The sequence below is a fragment of the Domibacillus robiginosus genome, assembly GCF_000966195.1.
GTDB lineage: Bacteria > Bacillota > Bacilli > Bacillales > Domibacillaceae > Domibacillus > Domibacillus robiginosus.
In genome coordinates, this window is record NZ_LAHL01000011.1 from 71,150 (window position 1) to 89,468 (window position 18,319).

At 44.6% G+C, this 18,319-nt stretch carries 16 protein-coding genes; 13 read left to right on the forward strand and 3 right to left on the reverse strand.

Annotation, left to right across the window (positions count from 1 at the left end; genetic code table 11):
• The first annotated feature begins 11 nt into the window (after positions 1-11).
• The 6 genes from VP97_RS07480 (at position 12) to VP97_RS07505 (ending at position 5,803) form a co-directional block, all read left to right on the forward strand.
• The gene (locus VP97_RS07480; RefSeq protein ID WP_050181118.1) at positions 12-1,154 is read left to right on the forward strand and encodes a cysteine desulfurase family protein; all 1,143 of its coding nucleotides are present in this window, start codon (positions 12-14) and stop codon (positions 1,152-1,154) included.
• The gene (gene thiI / locus VP97_RS07485) at positions 1,151-2,347 is read left to right on the forward strand and encodes a tRNA uracil 4-sulfurtransferase ThiI (protein ID WP_050181119.1); all 1,197 of its coding nucleotides are present in this window, start codon (positions 1,151-1,153) and stop codon (positions 2,345-2,347) included. Before VP97_RS07480 ends, thiI begins: the two co-directional genes overlap by 4 nt.
• Before the next feature lie 69 nt (positions 2,348-2,416).
• Entirely contained in the window at positions 2,417-3,322 is a 906-nt protein-coding gene (rarD, locus tag VP97_RS07490) for an EamA family transporter RarD (RefSeq protein ID WP_050181120.1), read from the forward strand.
• A gap of 74 nt (positions 3,323-3,396) precedes the next feature.
• A complete protein-coding gene (gene tpx, locus VP97_RS07495; RefSeq protein ID WP_050181121.1) occupies positions 3,397-3,897 on the forward strand; it encodes a thiol peroxidase in 501 nt (166 codons plus the stop codon).
• A gap of 83 nt (positions 3,898-3,980) precedes the next feature.
• Complete coding sequence (locus VP97_RS07500) at positions 3,981-4,973, forward strand: class I SAM-dependent methyltransferase (protein WP_050181122.1); 993 nt, start codon at positions 3,981-3,983, stop codon at positions 4,971-4,973.
• 5 nt (positions 4,974-4,978) lie between these two features.
• Positions 4,979-5,803 carry an EcsC family protein gene (locus tag VP97_RS07505; protein WP_050181123.1) on the forward strand — a complete coding sequence of 275 codons (825 nt, stop codon included), beginning with the start codon at positions 4,979-4,981 and terminating at the stop codon, positions 5,801-5,803.
• Positions 5,804-5,817: 14 nt separating this feature from the next.
• Here the strand turns inward: VP97_RS07505 and VP97_RS07510 are convergent, their stop codons facing one another.
• On the reverse strand, positions 5,818-6,129 hold the full coding sequence (locus VP97_RS07510) for a hypothetical protein (RefSeq protein WP_050181124.1): 312 nt from the start codon (positions 6,127-6,129) through the stop codon (positions 5,818-5,820).
• 232 nt (positions 6,130-6,361) lie between these two features.
• On the opposite strand from VP97_RS07510, the gene VP97_RS07515 reads away from it, so the two are divergent.
• Both VP97_RS07515 and argH read left to right on the forward strand, forming a co-directional pair.
• A complete protein-coding gene (locus VP97_RS07515) occupies positions 6,362-7,564 on the forward strand; it encodes an argininosuccinate synthase (protein WP_050181125.1) in 1,203 nt (400 codons plus the stop codon).
• Positions 7,565-7,566: 2 nt separating this feature from the next.
• The gene (argH, locus tag VP97_RS07520; protein WP_050181126.1) at positions 7,567-8,943 is read left to right on the forward strand and encodes an argininosuccinate lyase; all 1,377 of its coding nucleotides are present in this window, start codon (positions 7,567-7,569) and stop codon (positions 8,941-8,943) included.
• A gap of 192 nt (positions 8,944-9,135) precedes the next feature.
• On the opposite strand, the gene VP97_RS07525 is transcribed toward argH, so the two are convergent.
• Positions 9,136-9,585, reverse strand: a complete 450-nt coding sequence (locus VP97_RS07525) for a universal stress protein (RefSeq protein WP_050181127.1) — start codon at positions 9,583-9,585, stop codon at positions 9,136-9,138.
• 494 nt (positions 9,586-10,079) lie between these two features.
• Here VP97_RS07525 and VP97_RS23765 point away from each other — a divergent pair, with 494 nt between their 5' ends.
• Together VP97_RS23765 and VP97_RS07535 are read left to right on the forward strand one after the other, a co-directional pair.
• Positions 10,080-10,241: a hypothetical protein gene (locus VP97_RS23765; protein ID WP_156153440.1), complete on the forward strand. Its 162-nt coding sequence runs from the start codon at positions 10,080-10,082 to the stop codon at positions 10,239-10,241.
• Between the two features lie 127 nt (positions 10,242-10,368).
• On the forward strand, positions 10,369-11,682 hold the full coding sequence (locus VP97_RS07535) for a CBS domain-containing protein (RefSeq protein ID WP_050181308.1): 1,314 nt from the start codon (positions 10,369-10,371) through the stop codon (positions 11,680-11,682).
• A 28-nt stretch (positions 11,683-11,710) separates the two neighbouring features.
• Here the strand turns inward: VP97_RS07535 and VP97_RS07540 are convergent, their stop codons facing one another.
• The gene (locus VP97_RS07540; protein WP_050181129.1) at positions 11,711-12,022 is read right to left on the reverse strand and encodes a YtpI family protein; all 312 of its coding nucleotides are present in this window, start codon (positions 12,020-12,022) and stop codon (positions 11,711-11,713) included.
• A gap of 97 nt (positions 12,023-12,119) precedes the next feature.
• Between VP97_RS07540 and VP97_RS07545 the strand changes: the two genes are divergently transcribed.
• The 3 genes from VP97_RS07545 to ystJ all read left to right on the forward strand — a co-directional run bounded on the left by VP97_RS07545 (position 12,120) and on the right by ystJ (position 18,308).
• Positions 12,120-13,055 (forward strand): DHH family phosphoesterase, encoded by a 936-nt coding sequence (locus VP97_RS07545; protein ID WP_050181130.1) that lies wholly within the window; start codon positions 12,120-12,122, stop codon positions 13,053-13,055.
• A 664-nt stretch (positions 13,056-13,719) separates the two neighbouring features.
• Positions 13,720-16,983, forward strand: a complete 3,264-nt coding sequence (gene dnaE / locus VP97_RS07550) for a DNA polymerase III subunit alpha (protein WP_050181131.1) — start codon at positions 13,720-13,722, stop codon at positions 16,981-16,983.
• Between the two features lie 86 nt (positions 16,984-17,069).
• The gene (ystJ, locus tag VP97_RS07555; protein ID WP_050181132.1) at positions 17,070-18,308 is read left to right on the forward strand and encodes an NADP-dependent malic enzyme; all 1,239 of its coding nucleotides are present in this window, start codon (positions 17,070-17,072) and stop codon (positions 18,306-18,308) included.
• The last annotated feature ends 11 nt before the right edge of the window (positions 18,309-18,319 follow it).

Consider the following 18,319-nt stretch of genomic DNA (forward strand, 5'->3'; position numbering starts at 1 on the left):
AGCAGCGCCAAATGATTTATTTCGACAATAGTGCGACAACGATGCCCGATGAGTCGGTACTCGAGACATTTATAAAAGCAAGCACACGCTTTTTTGCCAATCCTTCTTCTCTTCATCATGCAGGCATGGAAGCGGAACGGTTTCTTCAAAAAGCACGATCACAAGTAGCTTCACTGTGCGGTGTGTCGGCTTCAGAAATTATTTTCACGTCAGGCGGAACAGAGTCGAATAACCTGGCGATCAAAGGGACGGCGCAATTTTACAGGAATAGAGGACGTCACATTATTACTACTCAAATTGAGCATCCATCTGTTTTTGAGGCCTGCCGGGATCTTGAAAGGGAAGGGTTTCAAGTTACCTACGTAAAGCCGTCTGAAAATGGCATTATTAACCCGGAAGATGTTGAACAGGCCATCACCAATGAAACCATTCTTGTTTCTGTTATGCATGTGAACAATGAAACAGGAGCGATACAGCCGGTTGAAAAAATTGGTCAAATCGTGAAAAAGCAACCGCAAATCCTTTTTCATGTTGATGCTGTTCAGGGATTCGGAAAAATACCACTTAACCTGGTCCGTTCAGGTATTGATCTTATGTCTGTGTCCGGACACAAATTAAATGGGTTAAAGGGAACAGGTTTTTTATTCAAGAAGCAAGGGATACATCTTCTTCCATTGCTCTCAGGCGGAGGACAGGAAAACGGGCTTCGCAGTGGCACAGAACATACCGCTGGCGCTGCATCGCTGGCAAAAGCGGCCCGGCTCTCATTTGAAGCGGATATGGAGCCCGTTTGGCACATCATTAAATGGATGCGACGCCAGCTGGAAGATCGTCCATGGGTGAATATTCATACGCCCGCTTCAAAGGCTGCTCCGCACATTTTGAATATATCTTTACCTGGCTTAAAGGGAGAAGTTCTTGTACATGCCCTTGAGCAGGAAGGCATTATTGTTTCAACAACAAGCGCCTGCTCTTCCAAGCTGGCGAAGCCAAGCAGGATACTCCAGGCGATGAATATTAGCAGCGAACTTGCTTCCTCGGCGGTCCGTCTAAGCTTGTCAACCCGCAACACGATGCAGGAAGCAGAACAATTTATCGACGCACTGGATCGGGTCGTTCCAGTGCTCGCAAAAAAAAGGAATGAACGAACATGAATTATGACCGCGTATTAATCCGGTACGGCGAAATGTCTACAAAAGGGCGGAACCGGAGTAAATTTACAAATAAAATGAAAACCAATATAAAACGTTTGTTAAAAGATGATCGAATTGGTGTAGAAGCACAGCGGGATCGGATGTTTCTTTATTTAAATGGAGCATCTTTTGACGATGTACGAGAAAAGCTTGTTCATGTATCAGGTATTCAGTCCTTCAGCCCGGTAATGAAAACGACACAGAATATCGATGAAATAAAGGAAGCAGCACTGGCGCTTGTTCAAAGAACAATGAACGGCAACCCGGCTTCTTTCAAAGTTAATACGCGCCGTGCAGACAAGCAATTTCCGCTTGATACGCATGAACTGAATCATGAAATTGGCGGACATGTATTACGCGAAACTAAAGAACTGAAGGTCGATGTTCGCAATCCAGACTTTATTTTAACGGTTGAAGTGCGCGCGGAAGGTGTTTACTTATCGTCCCAAACGATTCCGGGTGCAGGTGGGATGCCAGCTGGAGCTGCGGGAAAAGCTGTCTTGCTTTTATCGGGCGGTCTTGATAGTCCTGTAGCTGGTTATATGATGATGAAGCGCGGCGTTGAAATTGAAGCCGTCCACTTTTTCAGCCCTCCTTACACAAGCGACCGGGCAAAGCAAAAAGTCATTGATTTAGCGAATGTATTAACGACCTATGGCGGTAATGTCCGACTCCATATCGTTCCGTTTACAAAAATTCAGGAAACGATCCACAAGCAGGTGCCGGAAAATTATACGATGACGTCAACCCGGCGTATTATGATGCGTATTGCAGATCGCATTCGTGAACAAACCGGCGCATTGGCCATTGTGACAGGAGAAAGCCTCGGCCAGGTAGCCAGCCAGACAATGGAAAGCATGGCAGCAATCAACGATGTAACCAATACACCGGTTCTTCGCCCACTGATTGCAGCGGATAAGCTTGAAATTATGGACATCGCCCGCAAAATCGGGACGCATGACATTTCAATTCTTCCCTTTGAAGATTGCTGTACGATTTTTACACCTGCTGCACCAAAAACAAAGCCGAAAACAGAAAAAGTTCAGTTTTTTGAAAGCTTTTTGGATTTTGATCCACTGATTGAGGAAGCAATTGGGTCAACTGAAACGATCGTACTTCCAAACATTGAATCCGAAATGGATGAATTGTTATAATAGTCCGCGCTAATGAGCGCGGGATTTTTTAAGATATATTTCGTGTATAGAAATAAATGGGGTGAAAACATGCAGGATGAACGAAAAGCCGGCATTTTATCTACAGCCGGCTCTTATATTATGTGGGGATTGATTCCGATTTACTGGAAGCTGATCAGTGAAGTGTCAGCTTATGAGATACTGGCAAACCGTGTTATCTGGTCATTTGTATTTATGATTGTGCTGCTTGTATTTATGAGAAAGCTTACGCCGCTTGGGAAGGTGTTAAAAGAAATCACGGTTCAGCCAAAAAAAGCATTGGCACTAGCAGCGGCTTCTGTTTTAGTCAGCATCAACTGGTTTGTGTTTATTTGGGCAGTAAATAACGATCATATTATCGAAACAAGCATGGGCTATTATATTAACCCGTTGATGAGTGTGCTGCTTGGCGTTCTTGTCTTAAAGGAAGCTCTTTCAAAAGCACAAGTTTTTTCTTTTGTTCTGGCTGCATGCGGCGTCCTTATTATGACATTTTCTTATGGCTCTTTTCCGTGGGTATCCATCTCGCTTGCTGTTTCGTTTGCGTTTTACGGGCTGGCTAAAAAAATGATCCGCATGGATGCTGCAGTGGGCTTAACGATTGAAACGGCTGTTGTCACACCGCTCGCTATTATATACTTGCTTTTTTTGTCGTCAAATGGAGCACTTCAGTTGTTTTCCGGCAGTGTGCAAACGGACCTGCTTCTTATGGGAGGGGGCGTATTAACGGCTGTGCCGCTTCTTTTATTTGGGCACGGTGCCCAGAAGATTCCTCTTTATTTAATCGGTTTTTTGCAATACATCGCTCCTACGATGACACTGCTGCTCGGTGTGTTTTTGTATCATGAGCCTTTTACCTCGTCCCAATTGCTATCGTTTGCTTTTATCTGGAGCGCGCTGATTGTGTTTACATTTGCTCAATTAAAAGGTATTCAAAAGAAAAAAGCCGTCGTTTAACTCTTTTTCATTGCAATGGTATAAGCGGATTCAGTATGATGTATGTATAATGCTGAATTTGGAGGGAATTATAGATGGCAAACGTAACATTTAAAGGCAACCCAGTAACATTGATTGGCGATGAAGTAAAAGTAGGAGATCAAGCACCGGACTTCACAGTTCTGGCAAATGACTTATCCCCGGTTACGCTTGCTGATACAGCAGGCAAAGTACGCTTAATCAGCGTAGTGCCTTCGATTGATACTGGTGTATGCGATGCGCAGACACGCCGTTTTAATGAAGAAGCAGCGAAAGTAGATAATGTTGAAGTATTAACCATTTCAGCTGACCTTCCATTTGCTCAAAAACGCTGGTGCGCGGCAGCTGGCCTTGAAAATGTGAAAACTTTATCGGATCACCGTGACTTTTCATTTGCAAAAGCATACGGTGTTGGCATAAAAGAGCTTCGCCTTCTGGCACGTTCTGTTTTCGTTATTGATTCAAACGACAAGGTTACATACGTGGAGTATGTGGGAGAAGGAACGGATCATCCGGATTACGTCGCAGCGATTGAAGCAGCAAAAGCAGCAAACTAATTCAGTAAAGGTTCGGTTTGCAGCCGGCTTTGACATTATGTCGGAGCCGGCTGTTTTTTTCGAAACGAAAGTGAGGATTTTTTATGACACAGGAGCTAACAGTAGAAAAATTGTATGGGACACTTGATCAGTCTGCCGTGCTTTTAAGCCATCTTTTGTCGATTCCATATTTAGAAGCGCTGGGTGAGACGGCAGAAAACCTTTTTCACGGATATGTGGTGCAGGAAGAGTTAAACGAAATGGATGAAAAACGTCTGCAAAAGCTATACAGCAGCGCGCAGCTTGACCGCTATTCAAAAGAAGCGATTCGTAAATCGTTTCAGCTTGCTATTTTAAAAGGGATGAAAGAGCATGTACAGCCCAACCATCAGATGACACCGGATTCAATTGGATTGTTTATCGCTTATTTACTAAGAAAAAGTATGGGAAAAACAGCTTCTTTTACTCTGCTTGATCCAACGATCGGAACAGGAAACCTGGTCACAACTGTTTTAAATGAATTTGACGGGAAAGTGGAGGCGCACGGAGTAGATATTGATGATGTACTGCTCAAGCTGGCGTATGCTGGTGCCAATCTGCTCCACCATCCTATTTCACTTTATAATCAGGACGCGCTGGAGCCGCTTTTGATTGATCCGGTTGATGTGGTGGTATGCGACCTGCCTGTTGGCTACTATCCAAATGATGAGCGGGCGTCCTCTTATAAGCTAAAAGCAGACAGTGGCCATTCGTATGCACATCATTTGTTTATTGAGCAAAGCTTACATCATACAAAGCCAGGCGGCCAGCTTTTCTTTATTATTCCAAATGGTCTTTTTGAGTCTTCTGAAGCCAAAAAGCTGCAGGCTTTTTTAACGGAAGAAGCTTACATTGAAGGCGTAATTCAGCTGCCGGAAACCCTCTTTAAAAACAAAAGGGCGGCAAAAAGCATTTTAATGATTCGCAAAAAAGCACCTGGTGTCAAAAAGCCGCAGGAAGTGCTGCTTGCTGCGATGCCGTCTTTGACGGATAAAAGAGCAACAGCTTCCATTGTACAAAAAATTGATCGTTGGTTTGCAGATTATCAGAAGGGATGACAAAAATGTGGACGAAACGGGATCAGGCTTACTGGGATGAATTAATGATATGGGAACAGCAGCTTGCAGCTGCTCAAAACAGAGCGGCGAGTGAAGCTCATTTTTTTACAAGCCAGGCTGCAGCCGTCCTGCCAGAAGAAACACAAGTGCTTCTCGCTGAAAAAGTGGACGAAGGCTTACAGAGTATTTATGCGTTTATGCAAAAAACACAGCTTCAAAACGAAGCGTGTGAGCGGGTACTGGCTGTAGCCCGGGTTTTCGATGATGAAATTCAAACACTGGCACATATGCGCTGTCTGTCCATCGACCAACTTCATTACATAAGCAGCCAGCAAACAGTCCGCAGTCGTTTTATGGCTGTTGTACAGGGAGCCCTTACAGGGACGGGGAAGCTCCTGCCAATGGCGGCTGATGTTCTTTCGCTGCCCGTTATTCAGCTGCATGTGATTGAGACAACAGCCATGTCCTATGGCTTTGATCTTAACAAACCATTTGAAAGAGAAAATGTTCTCCATGTGCTTTACACAGCCATGCTCCCTAAGCAGTCCAGAATAGACGGATGGGCGCGGCTTATTACTGAGGTGGAGGAAGGGACATTTTACATCGACGGCAGCTGGTCATTCAATGAGTCAATGCTGCGGGAACCACTGCAGTATATGATCAAGCTTGCAGCTGTCAGAGGGCTTCGTCGTCAGAAGCTATCCGGCATTCCGCTTTTATCTATGGGAATCGGCATCGGATCGAGCTGGCAGATTGTAAACGAAACAGCCCTTTTAGCAGAACGATATTATCAATACCGTTATTTGCATGAAAAAAAGAACCGGAGCTAAAAAGCCGGTTCTTTTTATGTGTGCATTTTTCTTTCCTCATAAACATCTGGCGTTGTTCTAAACCAAAGCCATAAATCATTAATAACAGAAGCAAGTTCGCTGATTTCTGTATTAAGCCGGCAGGATTGATCAAAATTTTCTTCTTCGTTCAACTGAGATTGTTTCCGATGGATCTGCTTTTCAAGTTCACGAATACGATCAGGGATGGTGCCCCGAATGGTTTCCCATTCCAGCGTGATCTGCTGCCGCTCCTCTATCGTGTAAAGAAGCCAGTCGTGCTGGAGTATAGGAACGGGAACGCCCAGGCGTTTATCATACTGGAACATTTGGTCACCTGCTTTTGCCCATTTTCTTCTATAGTAAAAGAAAAAAGATAAAATAGCAAAAGAGCTGAATATGCAGGATTTTTACATAAATACACAAAAAAATGTATTTTTTTTTAGAAAAGTACTTGAAAGGCCCACTAGAACGTGATATTCTTTATACATAATATAAGAATAAAAATAAGATTTGTTGAATAATTATACTGTTGTTCGGGAAAATGAGGAGGAAATATAGATGGGTAAGAAAGTAGTTCTGGCATATTCGGGTGGTCTTGATACATCTGTTGCGATTCCGTGGCTAAAAGAAAAAGGATACGATGTCGTAGCGGTTTGCCTGGATGTCGGTGAAGGAAAAGACCTTGAATTCATTAAAAACAAAGCCCTGCAGGTAGGTGCAGTAGAAAGCTACATGATCGATGCGAAAAAAGAATTCGCGGAAGATTTTGCGCTTGTTGCTTTACAGGGGCATACATGGTATGAAAACAAGTATCCAGTTGTATCTGCACTTTCTCGTCCGCTTATTTCAAAAAAGCTGGTTGAAATCGCAGAAAAAGAAAATGCAACAGCTGTTGCGCACGGATGCACAGGAAAAGGAAACGACCAGGTTCGTTTTGAAGTGGCGATCCGCGCTCTTAATCCAGACCTTGAAGTACTGGCACCTGTTCGTGACTGGGCCTGGTCACGTGAAGAAGAAATCGAATATGCGAAGCAGCACAACGTTCCGGTTCCAATCGGTAAAGAAAGCCCGTTCTCAATTGACCAAAACCTGTGGGGACGCGCCAATGAGTGTGGTGCTCTGGAAGATCCGTGGGCAGCACCGCCGCTGGACGCTTATGACTTAACAGCACATTTAGAAGATACACCGGACACACCGGATATTATTGAAATCGAGTTCGAGCAAGGGGTTCCAACAGCTGTAAACGGCGAGAAAATGGAACTTGCTGAATTGATTCTTCACTTAAATGAAGTAGCTGGCAAGCACGGCATCGGCCGTATTGACCATATTGAAAACCGCTTGATCGGTATTAAATCACGTGAAGTATACGAGACTCCAGGTGCAACGACATTAATCACGGCACATAAAGAGCTTGAAGACATTACGCTTGTAAAAGAATTGGCTCATTTTAAGCCGGTTATCGAAAAACGTTTAACAGAAATTATTTATGATGGCCTTTGGTTCAATCCGATCCGCGAATCACTTGTAGCTTTCTTAAAAGATACGCAGAAATATGTAACAGGCACAGTGCGTGTGAAACTTTTTAAAGGCCATGCAATTGTAGAAGGAAGAAAATCACCGTATTCATTGTATGACGAAAGCCTGGCAACATACTCGAAAGACGATGCATTTGACCATGCGTCAGCGGTTGGTTTTATCAACTTGTACGGCCTTCCAACAGTTGTGAGCTCACGGGTTCATAAAGAGAAGGGGCTTAAGTAATCATGACGAAAAAGTTATGGGGCGGAAGATTTCAAAAATCAGCGGAAGAGTGGGTAGACGAATTCGGAGCGTCCATCTCATTTGACCAGGAGCTCGTTTTCGAAGATATCGAAGGCAGCATCGCCCACGTGACCATGCTTGGTGAAACAGGTATTTTAACAAATGAAGAAATGGATCAAATCAAGTCTGGGCTTGAGGCTTTAAAGAAGAAAGCCGAAGCTGGGGAAATCGAGTTTTCGGTTTCGCTTGAGGATATCCATTTAAACCTGGAAAAAGCATTGATTGATTCGATTGGTCCTGTTGGCGGAAAGCTTCATACCGGAAGAAGCCGGAATGACCAGGTCGCTACAGACATGCATTTGTACCTGAAGAAGCAGGTCAAAAACATTATCGGATTAATCAGCCAGTTCCAGTCGGTTTTAGTGGAGAAAGCCGACAAGCACAAAGAAACGATTGCGCCAGGCTATACACATTTGCAGCGGGCGCAGCCGATTTCATTCGGCCATCATTTAATGACATATTTTTGGATGCTTCAGCGTGACAAAGAACGGTTCACCGAAGCGCTTAAACGGATCGATGTATCACCGCTCGGGGCGGGGGCACTTGCGGGAACAACATTTCCGATCGACCGTGAGCGTTCGGCAGAACTGCTTGGATTCGCCGGCGTCTACCAAAACAGCATGGATGCGGTAAGCGACCGGGATTTCATTCTTGAGTTTTTAAGCGCATCGTCCATTTTAATGATGCACTTATCCCGCTTTGCGGAAGAGATTATTTTGTGGTCAAGCCAGGAGTTTCGCTTTGTCGAGATGGACGATACGTTCTCAACAGGCTCAAGCATTATGCCGCAAAAGAAAAATCCGGATATGGCCGAATTGATCCGCGGCAAAACAGGTCGTGTCTACGGTAACCTGTTCAGCCTGCTGACTATTTTAAAAGGATTGCCGCTTGCGTATAACAAAGATATGCAGGAGGACAAAGAGGGCATGTTCGACACCGTTCACACCGTTCTCGGTTCTTTAAAAATTTTCGCTGGCATGGTCGATACAATGACGGTAAATGAAGGCCGCATGAAAGACGCCGTGCAAAACGATTTCTCTAATGCAACGGAGCTTGCCGACTATCTGGCTGCAAAAGGTATCCCGTTCCGTGAAGCCCATGAAATTACAGGGAAACTCGTATTTACATGTATTCAAAAAGGATGCTTCCTGCTTGACCTTTCAATGGAAGAGCTGAAAGAAGCCTCTAATGTAATTGAAGAAGATATTTATGGTGTTCTGTCTCCCTATGAAGCAGTTAAGAGAAGGAAGTCTCTTGGCGGCACTGGATTCGATCAAGTGGAAAACCAAATTCAAGCGGCGAAAGAACTGCTTAAATAAGAAAAGCGCAAGGCGCCCGTTCATCAGCGAACAGCATAGGGCGGGCACTGCTGGAGGCGTTCTTTGCCTCCAGCAAGGACTGACTTATGACCTCGTGCTGATGGCGCCTGAAGCTGGAGCAGAAGAAAAGCGCAAGGCGTCTGCTCACCAGCAGCGCAAAAAAAACCGCCAAAGAAGTGGCGGTTTTTTTGTTTATTCATCGATATCATCTGTACGGACGATTAATACATCACAGCCGGCCGCTCTTGTAATATGCTCAGAAACGCTTCCGATTAAAAAGCGTTCCATGGCGTTCAGGCCAGTAGCACCACATATAATTAAATCGGCTTCGACATGCTTAGCAACGTCTTTTGGAATAACGGATTTTGGAGAACCATATTCTACAAACACGTTTACGTTTGTAACCCCAGCCGCTGCTGCTTCCTTTTTATAATCATTTAAAAGCTCATTACCGTATTTTGTTGCGCGATCGGCAATCGAACGGTCATACGCTTCAATTGCGGCGAATGAGCGGGTATCAATGACATGTACTAAGTTGAGCGAAGCGCCATTTCGTTTTGCAATTTGAACGGATTTTTTAAACGCCCATTCCGCTTCTTTTGACCCGTCTACCGCTACTAAGATGTGCTTATATTTCAGCATAAGTCATTCCCCCTTATACTTTTATATTACCTCAAAAAAAGGAAATCAAAAGTGATAACTCTAACATTTTTGTAAACTTTTCAAGACAGGTTTGAACTCTCTCAAAACGGGAAAAAGCGCTTGATGTATGAAAAAGCCTTCTTCTAAAAGTATCGTATCATGGCCATTCAGTTGCAAAAAACGAATCAAAAAAACAGTTTTAGATAATCCATTTATTACAGGAAGCGATTTAACAGATGTAAAGCAGAAGAACAAAATTCGACTTTATTTTTTTGCTATAGGCATGGGGAGCACACTGGCGATACGGTGGACATGACAATGACGAAGCGATACACTTGTGACGGCAAAAAATGAACTTTACAGTATTAAGGTATGGAAGCTTACCTAATACATATTGGCGGCAGTCATGATTTTGACTTTAGAAAAATAAAATTCACGCATGCTTTTCAAGTCTCAGCTCAGGATTTCAGCAGGAAAACGGAACCTTCCTTTACATGGGTATGCAGGCAGTTGTGCTGATTATGAATGCAGTTGATACAGGCTCATTATTAGATATGAAGCTGATTGCTAAGCATAACCTGATTGATCCTGACTTTTTGCCAATTGGAGATAATGTTACAATGGAACCGGACGACCCAGCCATTGCGGCAGAATGATGAGTGCTGGTGAAGTCATTGAATGATAAAAACCGGGCCGTCTCAGTTGGGGCGGCTTCTTTTTTTTCGCTTTGTTTTGTTCTATAATTGAAAAAGGAACAAGAGCGGAAAGGGACGGGTGGAGCCATTGATGACGAAACATGAACAAATCCTTCAATATATTGAGGAGTTGCCGATTGGTGAGAAAATTTCCGTCCGCCAGATTGCGAAGGCGTTGTCACTTAGTGAAGGAACGGCTTATCGAGCGATTAAAGATGCTGAAACAAAAGGAATGGTCAGTGCCATTGAGCGTGTTGGCACTATACGAATCGAGCAAAAGAAAAAAGAAAACATTGAAAAGCTGACATTTGCAGAGGTTGTAAACATTATAGATGGACAAGTGCTCGGCGGGCGGAATGGATTACATAAAACATTAAACAAATTTGTTATCGGAGCGATGCAGCTCGAAGCGATGATGCGCTATACAGGACCGGGTAACCTGTTGATTATCGGAAATCGTGTAAAAGCCCATGAGCTTGCTCTTCAAGCTGGTGCTGCCGTTCTTATAACAGGAGGCTTCGAGGCAGGAGATGAAATTAAAAAGCTGGCAGATGAGTTAGAGATGCCGGTTATTTCAACAAGTTATGACACGTTTACCGTGGCAGCTATGATTAACCGGGCGATTTACGATCAGCTGATCAAAAAAGAAATTGTTCTCGTCGGTGACATTTTAACGCCAGTAGAAAGCAGTGTTTTCTTGGAGATGGGAGATACAGTAGGGGACTGGCTCGATAAAAACAGAGAAACCTCACACAGCCGATTTCCGGTAGTGGATGAACATCTGAAGGTATTCGGGATGGTAACAGCGAAGGATATCATGGGGAGCGGCCGGGAAGTTGGCATTGAGAAAGTGATGACTAAGCACCCGATCACGGTTACGTTAAAAACAAGCGTGGCCTCAGCAGCTCATATGATGATTTGGGAAGGAATTGAGCTTCTGCCAGTTGTGGACGAACAAAACCGTCTGCAGGGCATTGTCAGCCGGCAGGATGTACTAAAAGCGATGCAGCTGTCGCAGCGTCAGCCGCAGGCGGCAGAAACACTTGATGACACGATTGCCAAGCAATTGATTTTACCGGAGGATCAAAGCGCAAACGGCAGTTATCAATTTGAAGTGACGCCGCAAATGACAAATCAGCTCGGTACGATTTCTTATGGAGTATTTACAACAATTGTTACGGAAGCGGCAAACCGTGTACTGCGTGCGCACAAACGCGGCGATCTTGTAGTTGAAAACATTACCATTTACTTTTTAAAGCCGGTTCAAATGGAATCTATTTTAACCGTTGTGCCAAAAGTACTGGAAATCGGACGTAAATTCGGAAAAGTGGATGTAGAGGTTTACAATGGAGGGGTGCTTGCAGGCAAGGTTATGATGATGTGCCAGTTAATTGACCGATAAAAAAGCAGGGGACCGCCTGGTTTCCCAGTTACGAACGGTCCATTTCTTCTGCTTCCTGACGGGCGAACGGGAGGTAATGCTTATACATTTTAAAGCCGGCAGCCATGCTTGCAAATCCATATAAAATGAAAATTGCTGCAATAATGTAAGCTGTTGTGGTTTGTTGAATAAGCAGGGTATTAACACCAAACATACCGACGAAGAAGCCCAGTGCCATACTGGATTTAGCGGACAGCCACTTTTTTTCCACAGGCCGTCTGCTTCTGACATATTGAACTTTATAAAACAAGTAGAACATGAATGACAACACAATAAAGACGACCAAAAAGAAATTAGGCATTCTATGTATTCCTCCGTTTTTGTATTTCCATTTTTATTGTAACGGGAATAACAGAGGATTTCCACCAGAAATGAGCCTGTAGAGAAGGGGAAAAAAGTTGAAACAACAAATTATTGATAAAATTAAACAATATGATACGATCATTCTTCACCGCCATGTGCGTCCGGATCCAGATGCGTATGGATCACAAGGTGGGCTTGCTGAAATTATTCGTGCTACCTTCCCTGAAAAAACTGTATACACCGTTGGTGAGGAAGAGCCGACTCTTTACTTTATGCGGCGTCTTGACCGGATCGAAGACAATGTTTATGAACAGGCACTCGTTATTGTATGTGATACAGCCAACCAGGCGCGTGTGTGTGATCAGCGCTTCAAGCTTGGTAAGGAAGTGATTAAAATTGATCATCATCCAAACGAAGACCCGTATGGAGATTTGCTTTGGGTAGATGAAGATGCCGCAGCATGCAGTCAAATGATTTATGAATTATATAAAACTTCCGGCGGTCAGTTGAAAATGAGTGATGAAGCTGCGCGTCTTCTTTATGCAGGCATCGTCAGTGACACGGGGCGGTTTTTATATCCATCTACAACAATTGAAACGATGCAATATGCAGGGGAGTTAATGCAATATGCTTTTGATCGGCAGACCTTGTTTAACCATTTGTATGAAAAAGACGCTCATGTCTTAAAGCTTGAAGGCTACATCCTGCAGCATTTTATCATGGATGCTTCTGGTGTAGCCGAGGTGAGGCTGACAAAAGACCTGCTCAAACAATTCGGTGCAACACAATCTGAAACCTCCCTTCTCGTCAGTATTTTAAGCGGTGTGAAAGGCATTCGGGCGTGGGTATTTTTTATTGAAGAAGAAGACCAGATTCGTGTACGGTTTCGTTCAAAGGGTCCAGTTATTAATGGGCTGGCGATGAAACATGGGGGCGGCGGTCATCCGCTTGCTGCAGGAGCAAGCGTTTATTCATGGGAAGAAGCAGACCAGGTGCTTGCAGATTTAAAAGCCCTTGTAGCAGGACAATAAAGAAAAATGGCTTTATTGGAAAAATATAATCAACGAAAGAAGCGGGCTTACTAAAAGCCCATTTCAAGTGTAGGCAAAGTCTTTCTCTTTGAAAAAAAGAGCCGATAAGTGCAGCCTGCCGGACTTCGTGTTCCTCGGGCAGTGCGGAAGCCTCCTCGGCTTGTGCCTGTAGGGTCTCCCGACTTCACTGTACGTCCCGCAGGATTCTTCGTCCAGCTGGCTTCACTAAGTATCGTTGAATGTGAATCAGCCAAGGACTGAATAGACATTTTTCTTTTTTTTAAAAGAACAAATATGACCTTATTAGCTCTACACCCTCCTGGTGCAAGCCACTTGGCGGCGTCCGGGCAGTGCAGACTCCTATGGGCTCAGCGCTTGCTCCATGGAAAGCGGAGCTGCCCGGACGCCGCCGATTTATCCTATTCATGTGCACGTTTATCAATCATTTATCTACACACTGAAGCAAGCTTGTTAAAAGCCCGTTTTTCGAGAAACGCTGCCGGATGGAAAGCAGAATATCCTTCTTGAGGTTATCACGATTCCTACACGGCAAGTGATGCCAAAAGCAGGCGTTTATCAACAGCCTGAAAGGAGAATTTTTTTCTCCTTTCTTTTTATATCAAAGGTAGAACATACATTCATACAGCGGAGGGAGTGAAAAAAAGTGATTCAACTGGAGACCGAAACAGCATACAGTTTTCGCAGTGCAACGCTTACACCGGAACAAATCGCCGAAAAAACGCGGCAAATGGGCGGGGAAGCTGTCGGACTGACAGACTGGAATAACCTTCATGCAGCAATTCCTTTTTACCTTGCCTGTCAAAAGCGTGGAATCAAGCCAATAATGGGATTAAAGGCAGAAGTGGAAGCACAGCAAAGTGAGCGTGCTTATCCGCTTCTTTTGTACGCACAAAATGACCATGGCTTTGCTAATTTAATGAAAATTTCTAGTGCATTGCAGACAAAAGCAGAGACCGGACTTCCGCTTCGCTGGCTGAGTGGATATGCAAAAGATCTTATTGCTGTTCTTCCTGGGCTGGACGGTGATCCTTCCGAAGAGGCGTTAGATTTTTTTAAAGAGGTCTTTCAACACTTTTATATCGGGCTTCGTGGAACGAATGACGAACGGTTTTTAGTGGAGAGAGCAAGAGCTGCCGGCATTCCAGTTGTGGCCATTGGTCATGTTCAATATTCTGATGCAGCAGGTGCCTTTGCTTCAAAGTGCCTTCAGGCCATTCGAGACAATCGATTAATCGAATCAGGTGAAGAGCTGGCCGAACCGGTACATGCCTTTAAATCTGAAGCCGAGTGGAAAGAGATTTTTAAAGAAATACCGGAAGCCATCGAAAATACTATAACAATTGCCAGGCTGTGTGATGTAAGTATAAAGTTTGGCAGTCGGCTTCTTCCTTTATTCCCTCTTCCAGACGGAGAGAGAGCAGATGAATATTTGAAACGTTTATGCCTGGAAGGAATCAAAAATCAAAGGGATCCTTCTTATAAGGAACGTCTTTTTTACGAGCTGTCCGTGATCAGCAGGATGAATTTTAGTGATTACTTTTTAATTGTGCATGACTTTGTGCAATTTGCTAAAAAGCAGGGGATTCTGCCGGGTCCAGGACGCGGGTCGGCTGCCGGGTCACTGGTAGCCTTTGCTCTTGGTATTACAGCAGTAGACCCCATACGTCATAACCTGTTGTTTGAGCGGTTTTTAAATCCGGAGCGGATTACAATGCCGGACATTGATATTGATTTTCCAGACTACCGCCGGGACGAGGTGATTCGGTATATTGCCCGAAAATATGGGACGGTTCATGCGGCACAAATTGTCACCTTTGGTACACTATCCGCCAAAGCAGTCATGAGAGATACAGCACGGGTATTTGGTTTTGACAGCGCGGGATTATCCCGTATTTCCAGGCTTATTCCGTCGACGCCTGGAACCAAGCTTTCACAGGTTCGGCTGGACGGCTGGCGGGCAGAGTCGCCGGTCCATGAGCGAATTTACCAAACGGCACTGCGCCTGGAAGGACTGCCGCGCCACACTTCTACACATGCAGCAGGTATTGTGATCTCCCAAAAGCCGCTAACTGACTATGTACCGATTATGAAAGGGCATGAAGAAGTTTATTTAACCCAATATCCGATGGAGCCGCTTGAGCAGCTGGGTCTTTTAAAAATAGACTTGCTTGGACTGCGGAATTTAACTACAGTTGAACGAATAGTGGCTTCTATTCGAAAAAAAACCGGCCGGCAAATTGATTTGTTGTCTCTTACGCTAGATGATCCGCGTGTTTTCGGGCTGCTTGGAGAAGGGAGAACAGCGGGTGTTTTTCAATTTGAATCTGAAGGAATGAAAAACGTTCTTATGCAGCTGCAGCCAAACCGCTTTGAGGATATGGTAGCCGTCAATGCCTTGTACCGTCCCGGCCCAATGGAACAAATTCCATTGTATATCAAGCGCCGGCATGGGCAGGAGTCCATCCAGTATCCGCATCCTGTATTACAAGAGATACTCGAGCCAACGTATGGCATTATTGTTTATCAAGAACAGATTATTCAAATTGCTGTGCAGCTGGCTGGTTTCACACCTGGTGAAGCAGATTTGCTGCGCCGGGCTGTAAGCAAAAAGAAAAAAGAGACATTAGAACAGGAGAGAAAACATTTTGTCAGCGGTGCTGTTCAAAACGGTGTGGATGAAAACACCGCTCTTCTGGTTTACGACCTGATTGTCCGGTTTGCTGACTACGGCTTTAACCGAAGTCACGCTGTTGCCTATAGTATGATTGCTTACTGGCTTGCCTGGCTAAAAGCTCATTATCCAGCGCACTTTTTATCAGCGCTTCTTCAAGCGCAAACAGGGAATGAAGAAAAGCTGCGGCAGTATGCGGCGGAAGCAGCAGAAAACGAAATTGCTTTTCTGGCACCCTCTATTAATTTGAGCGGTTATTCATTCCAGGCAGATCATGACGGGATTCGATTTGGCCTTGTTCCAATAAAAGGAGTGGGTCAGTCCGTCGCCAAAGCCATTATAGAGGAGCGGAAAAACGGCTCTTTTAAAAATTTATTTGATTTTTGCCAGCGTGTTCCCATCGGCAGTGTAAACAAAAAAGCGATCGAAGCACTTATTTATGCAGGTGCTATGGATGAGTTTGGCCAGGATCGTGCCGTGCTAGCAGCTAGTATAGATGCAGCCCTGGATCATGCAGCTCTCGTCCAGCCGGGTGAAGGAAGTTTGTTTGAGGGTCTTGGTGTATCGTTTCACCCCAAGTATGCGGATGTGGAGAAGCTTCCAAGTGACATGAAGCTCGAAAAAGAAAAAGAGCTGCTCGGTCTTTATGTTTCAGATCATCCTGTGGCCGCTCATCGGTCTCTGCTTAATCAAGCAGGAGCCGTTCCGCTCGTGAAAATTCAAGAAAAAAGAAAAGTAACGGTGGCTGGAATAACAGGGAACATTCGTGAAATTCGCACAAAAAAAGGAGATAAGATGGCTTTTTCCATCCTTGCAGATGAAACAGGTGAGCGGGAAATTGTCATATTTCCGGAAGTGTACCGAAAATATGGAGCATTCATTGAAAAGGGTCGCGCTGTTCTCGTAAATGGGGCGGCAGAAAAACGAAATGGCAGCCTTCAGCTCATTGTTCAATCGATTGAGTCGATTGAAGAAGGAGCGAATAAAGCTATTGAAGAAAAGCAAGTTCTTTTTATACAGCTGCCGGAGGGGAAAGGAGAAAGCGAGCTGGCTGAATGGGTGGTCGATATGCTGCAGCTTTATCCTGGCCAGGCCAGTGTTGTGATTCACTATGAGCGTACAAAAGAAACCGTGAGACTCGGACCAAAATATAAAGTATCACCAAAAGAGCGGCTAATTGATGAATTGAAAAGTCGGTGTGGAGCGCGAAACGTAGTTTTAAAAACCTTTGACTAACCTTTACAATTCTGAATGAATCGTTTAAAGTATTAAATGAATTGTGTGGTCTGACCACTTAAAGGAAGATAAGAGGAGCTGGCAGGATGTCAAATCGGGAAGAAGCACTTCAGATGCATAAAGAAAACCAGGGGAAATTGTCAACAGGCATTAAAACAGTTGTGCAAAATGCAAAAGACTTGAGCCTTGCTTATTCACCTGGTGTGGCCGAGCCGTGCAAAGAAATTTATGAAAAGCCGGAAACAGTGTATGATTATACGATGAAGGGCAATATGGTAGCCGTTGTATCCAACGGTACCGCAGTGCTTGGCCTTGGAAATATCGGTCCAGAGGCGTCTCTTCCGGTTATGGAAGGAAAAGCTGTCCTATTCAAAAGCTTTGCTGGTGTGGACGCATTTCCGATCTGTTTAAATTCATCCGATCCAGAAAAAATCATTGAAGCCGTTAAATTGATGGAACCAACGTTTGGCGGCGTGAATTTGGAAGACATTGCAGCTCCCAATTGTTTTATCATTGAGGAGCGCCTGAAAAAAGAAACAAATATCCCTGTTTTTCATGATGATCAGCATGGAACGGCTATTGTCACAGCAGCGGGACTGATTAATGCCCTCAAGCTGACAGGGCGGACAATGGCGGATATTAAGGTGGTCGCAAATGGTGCAGGCGCAGCAGGCATCGCGATTATTAAACTATTAAAAGGCTATGGAGTACAGGATATCATCATGTGCGATTCACGCGGAGCCATTTACGAAGGCCGCCCGGACGGCATGAATCCTGTAAAAGACGAAGTGGCAAAGTTTACAAACCGTGAGAAAAAAGCCGGCAGCCTTGCTGATGTTATTGAAGGAGCCGACGTATTTATCGGAGTATCTGTAGCAGGTGCGCTAACAAAAGAAATGATCGAAACAATGAACGATGAGCCCATTATTTTTGCAATGGCAAACCCGACACCGGAAATTATGCCGGAAGAAGCAAAAGCAGCCGGAGCAAAAGTAATCGGAACCGGCCGTTCTGATTTTCCGAATCAGGTAAATAATGTGCTGGCTTTTCCAGGTATTTTCCGCGGGGCATTAGATGTCCGTGCTACACATATAAATGAAAAAATGAAACAAGCTGCTGTAGAAGCGATTGCCAGCCTTGTGGATGAAAAAGATCTTCATGCTGATTATGTAATCCCAGGTCCTTTTGATCCTCGGGTTGCGCCTGCTGTAGCAGCGGCTGTAGCCAAGGCGGGTATGGAAACCGGTGTGGCGCGCCTTAAAGTAGATCCAGAGAATGTCCGTCAAAAAACAATGCAGCTGTCACTGATCGGCAAAGGTGAATAAATGACTGGTTC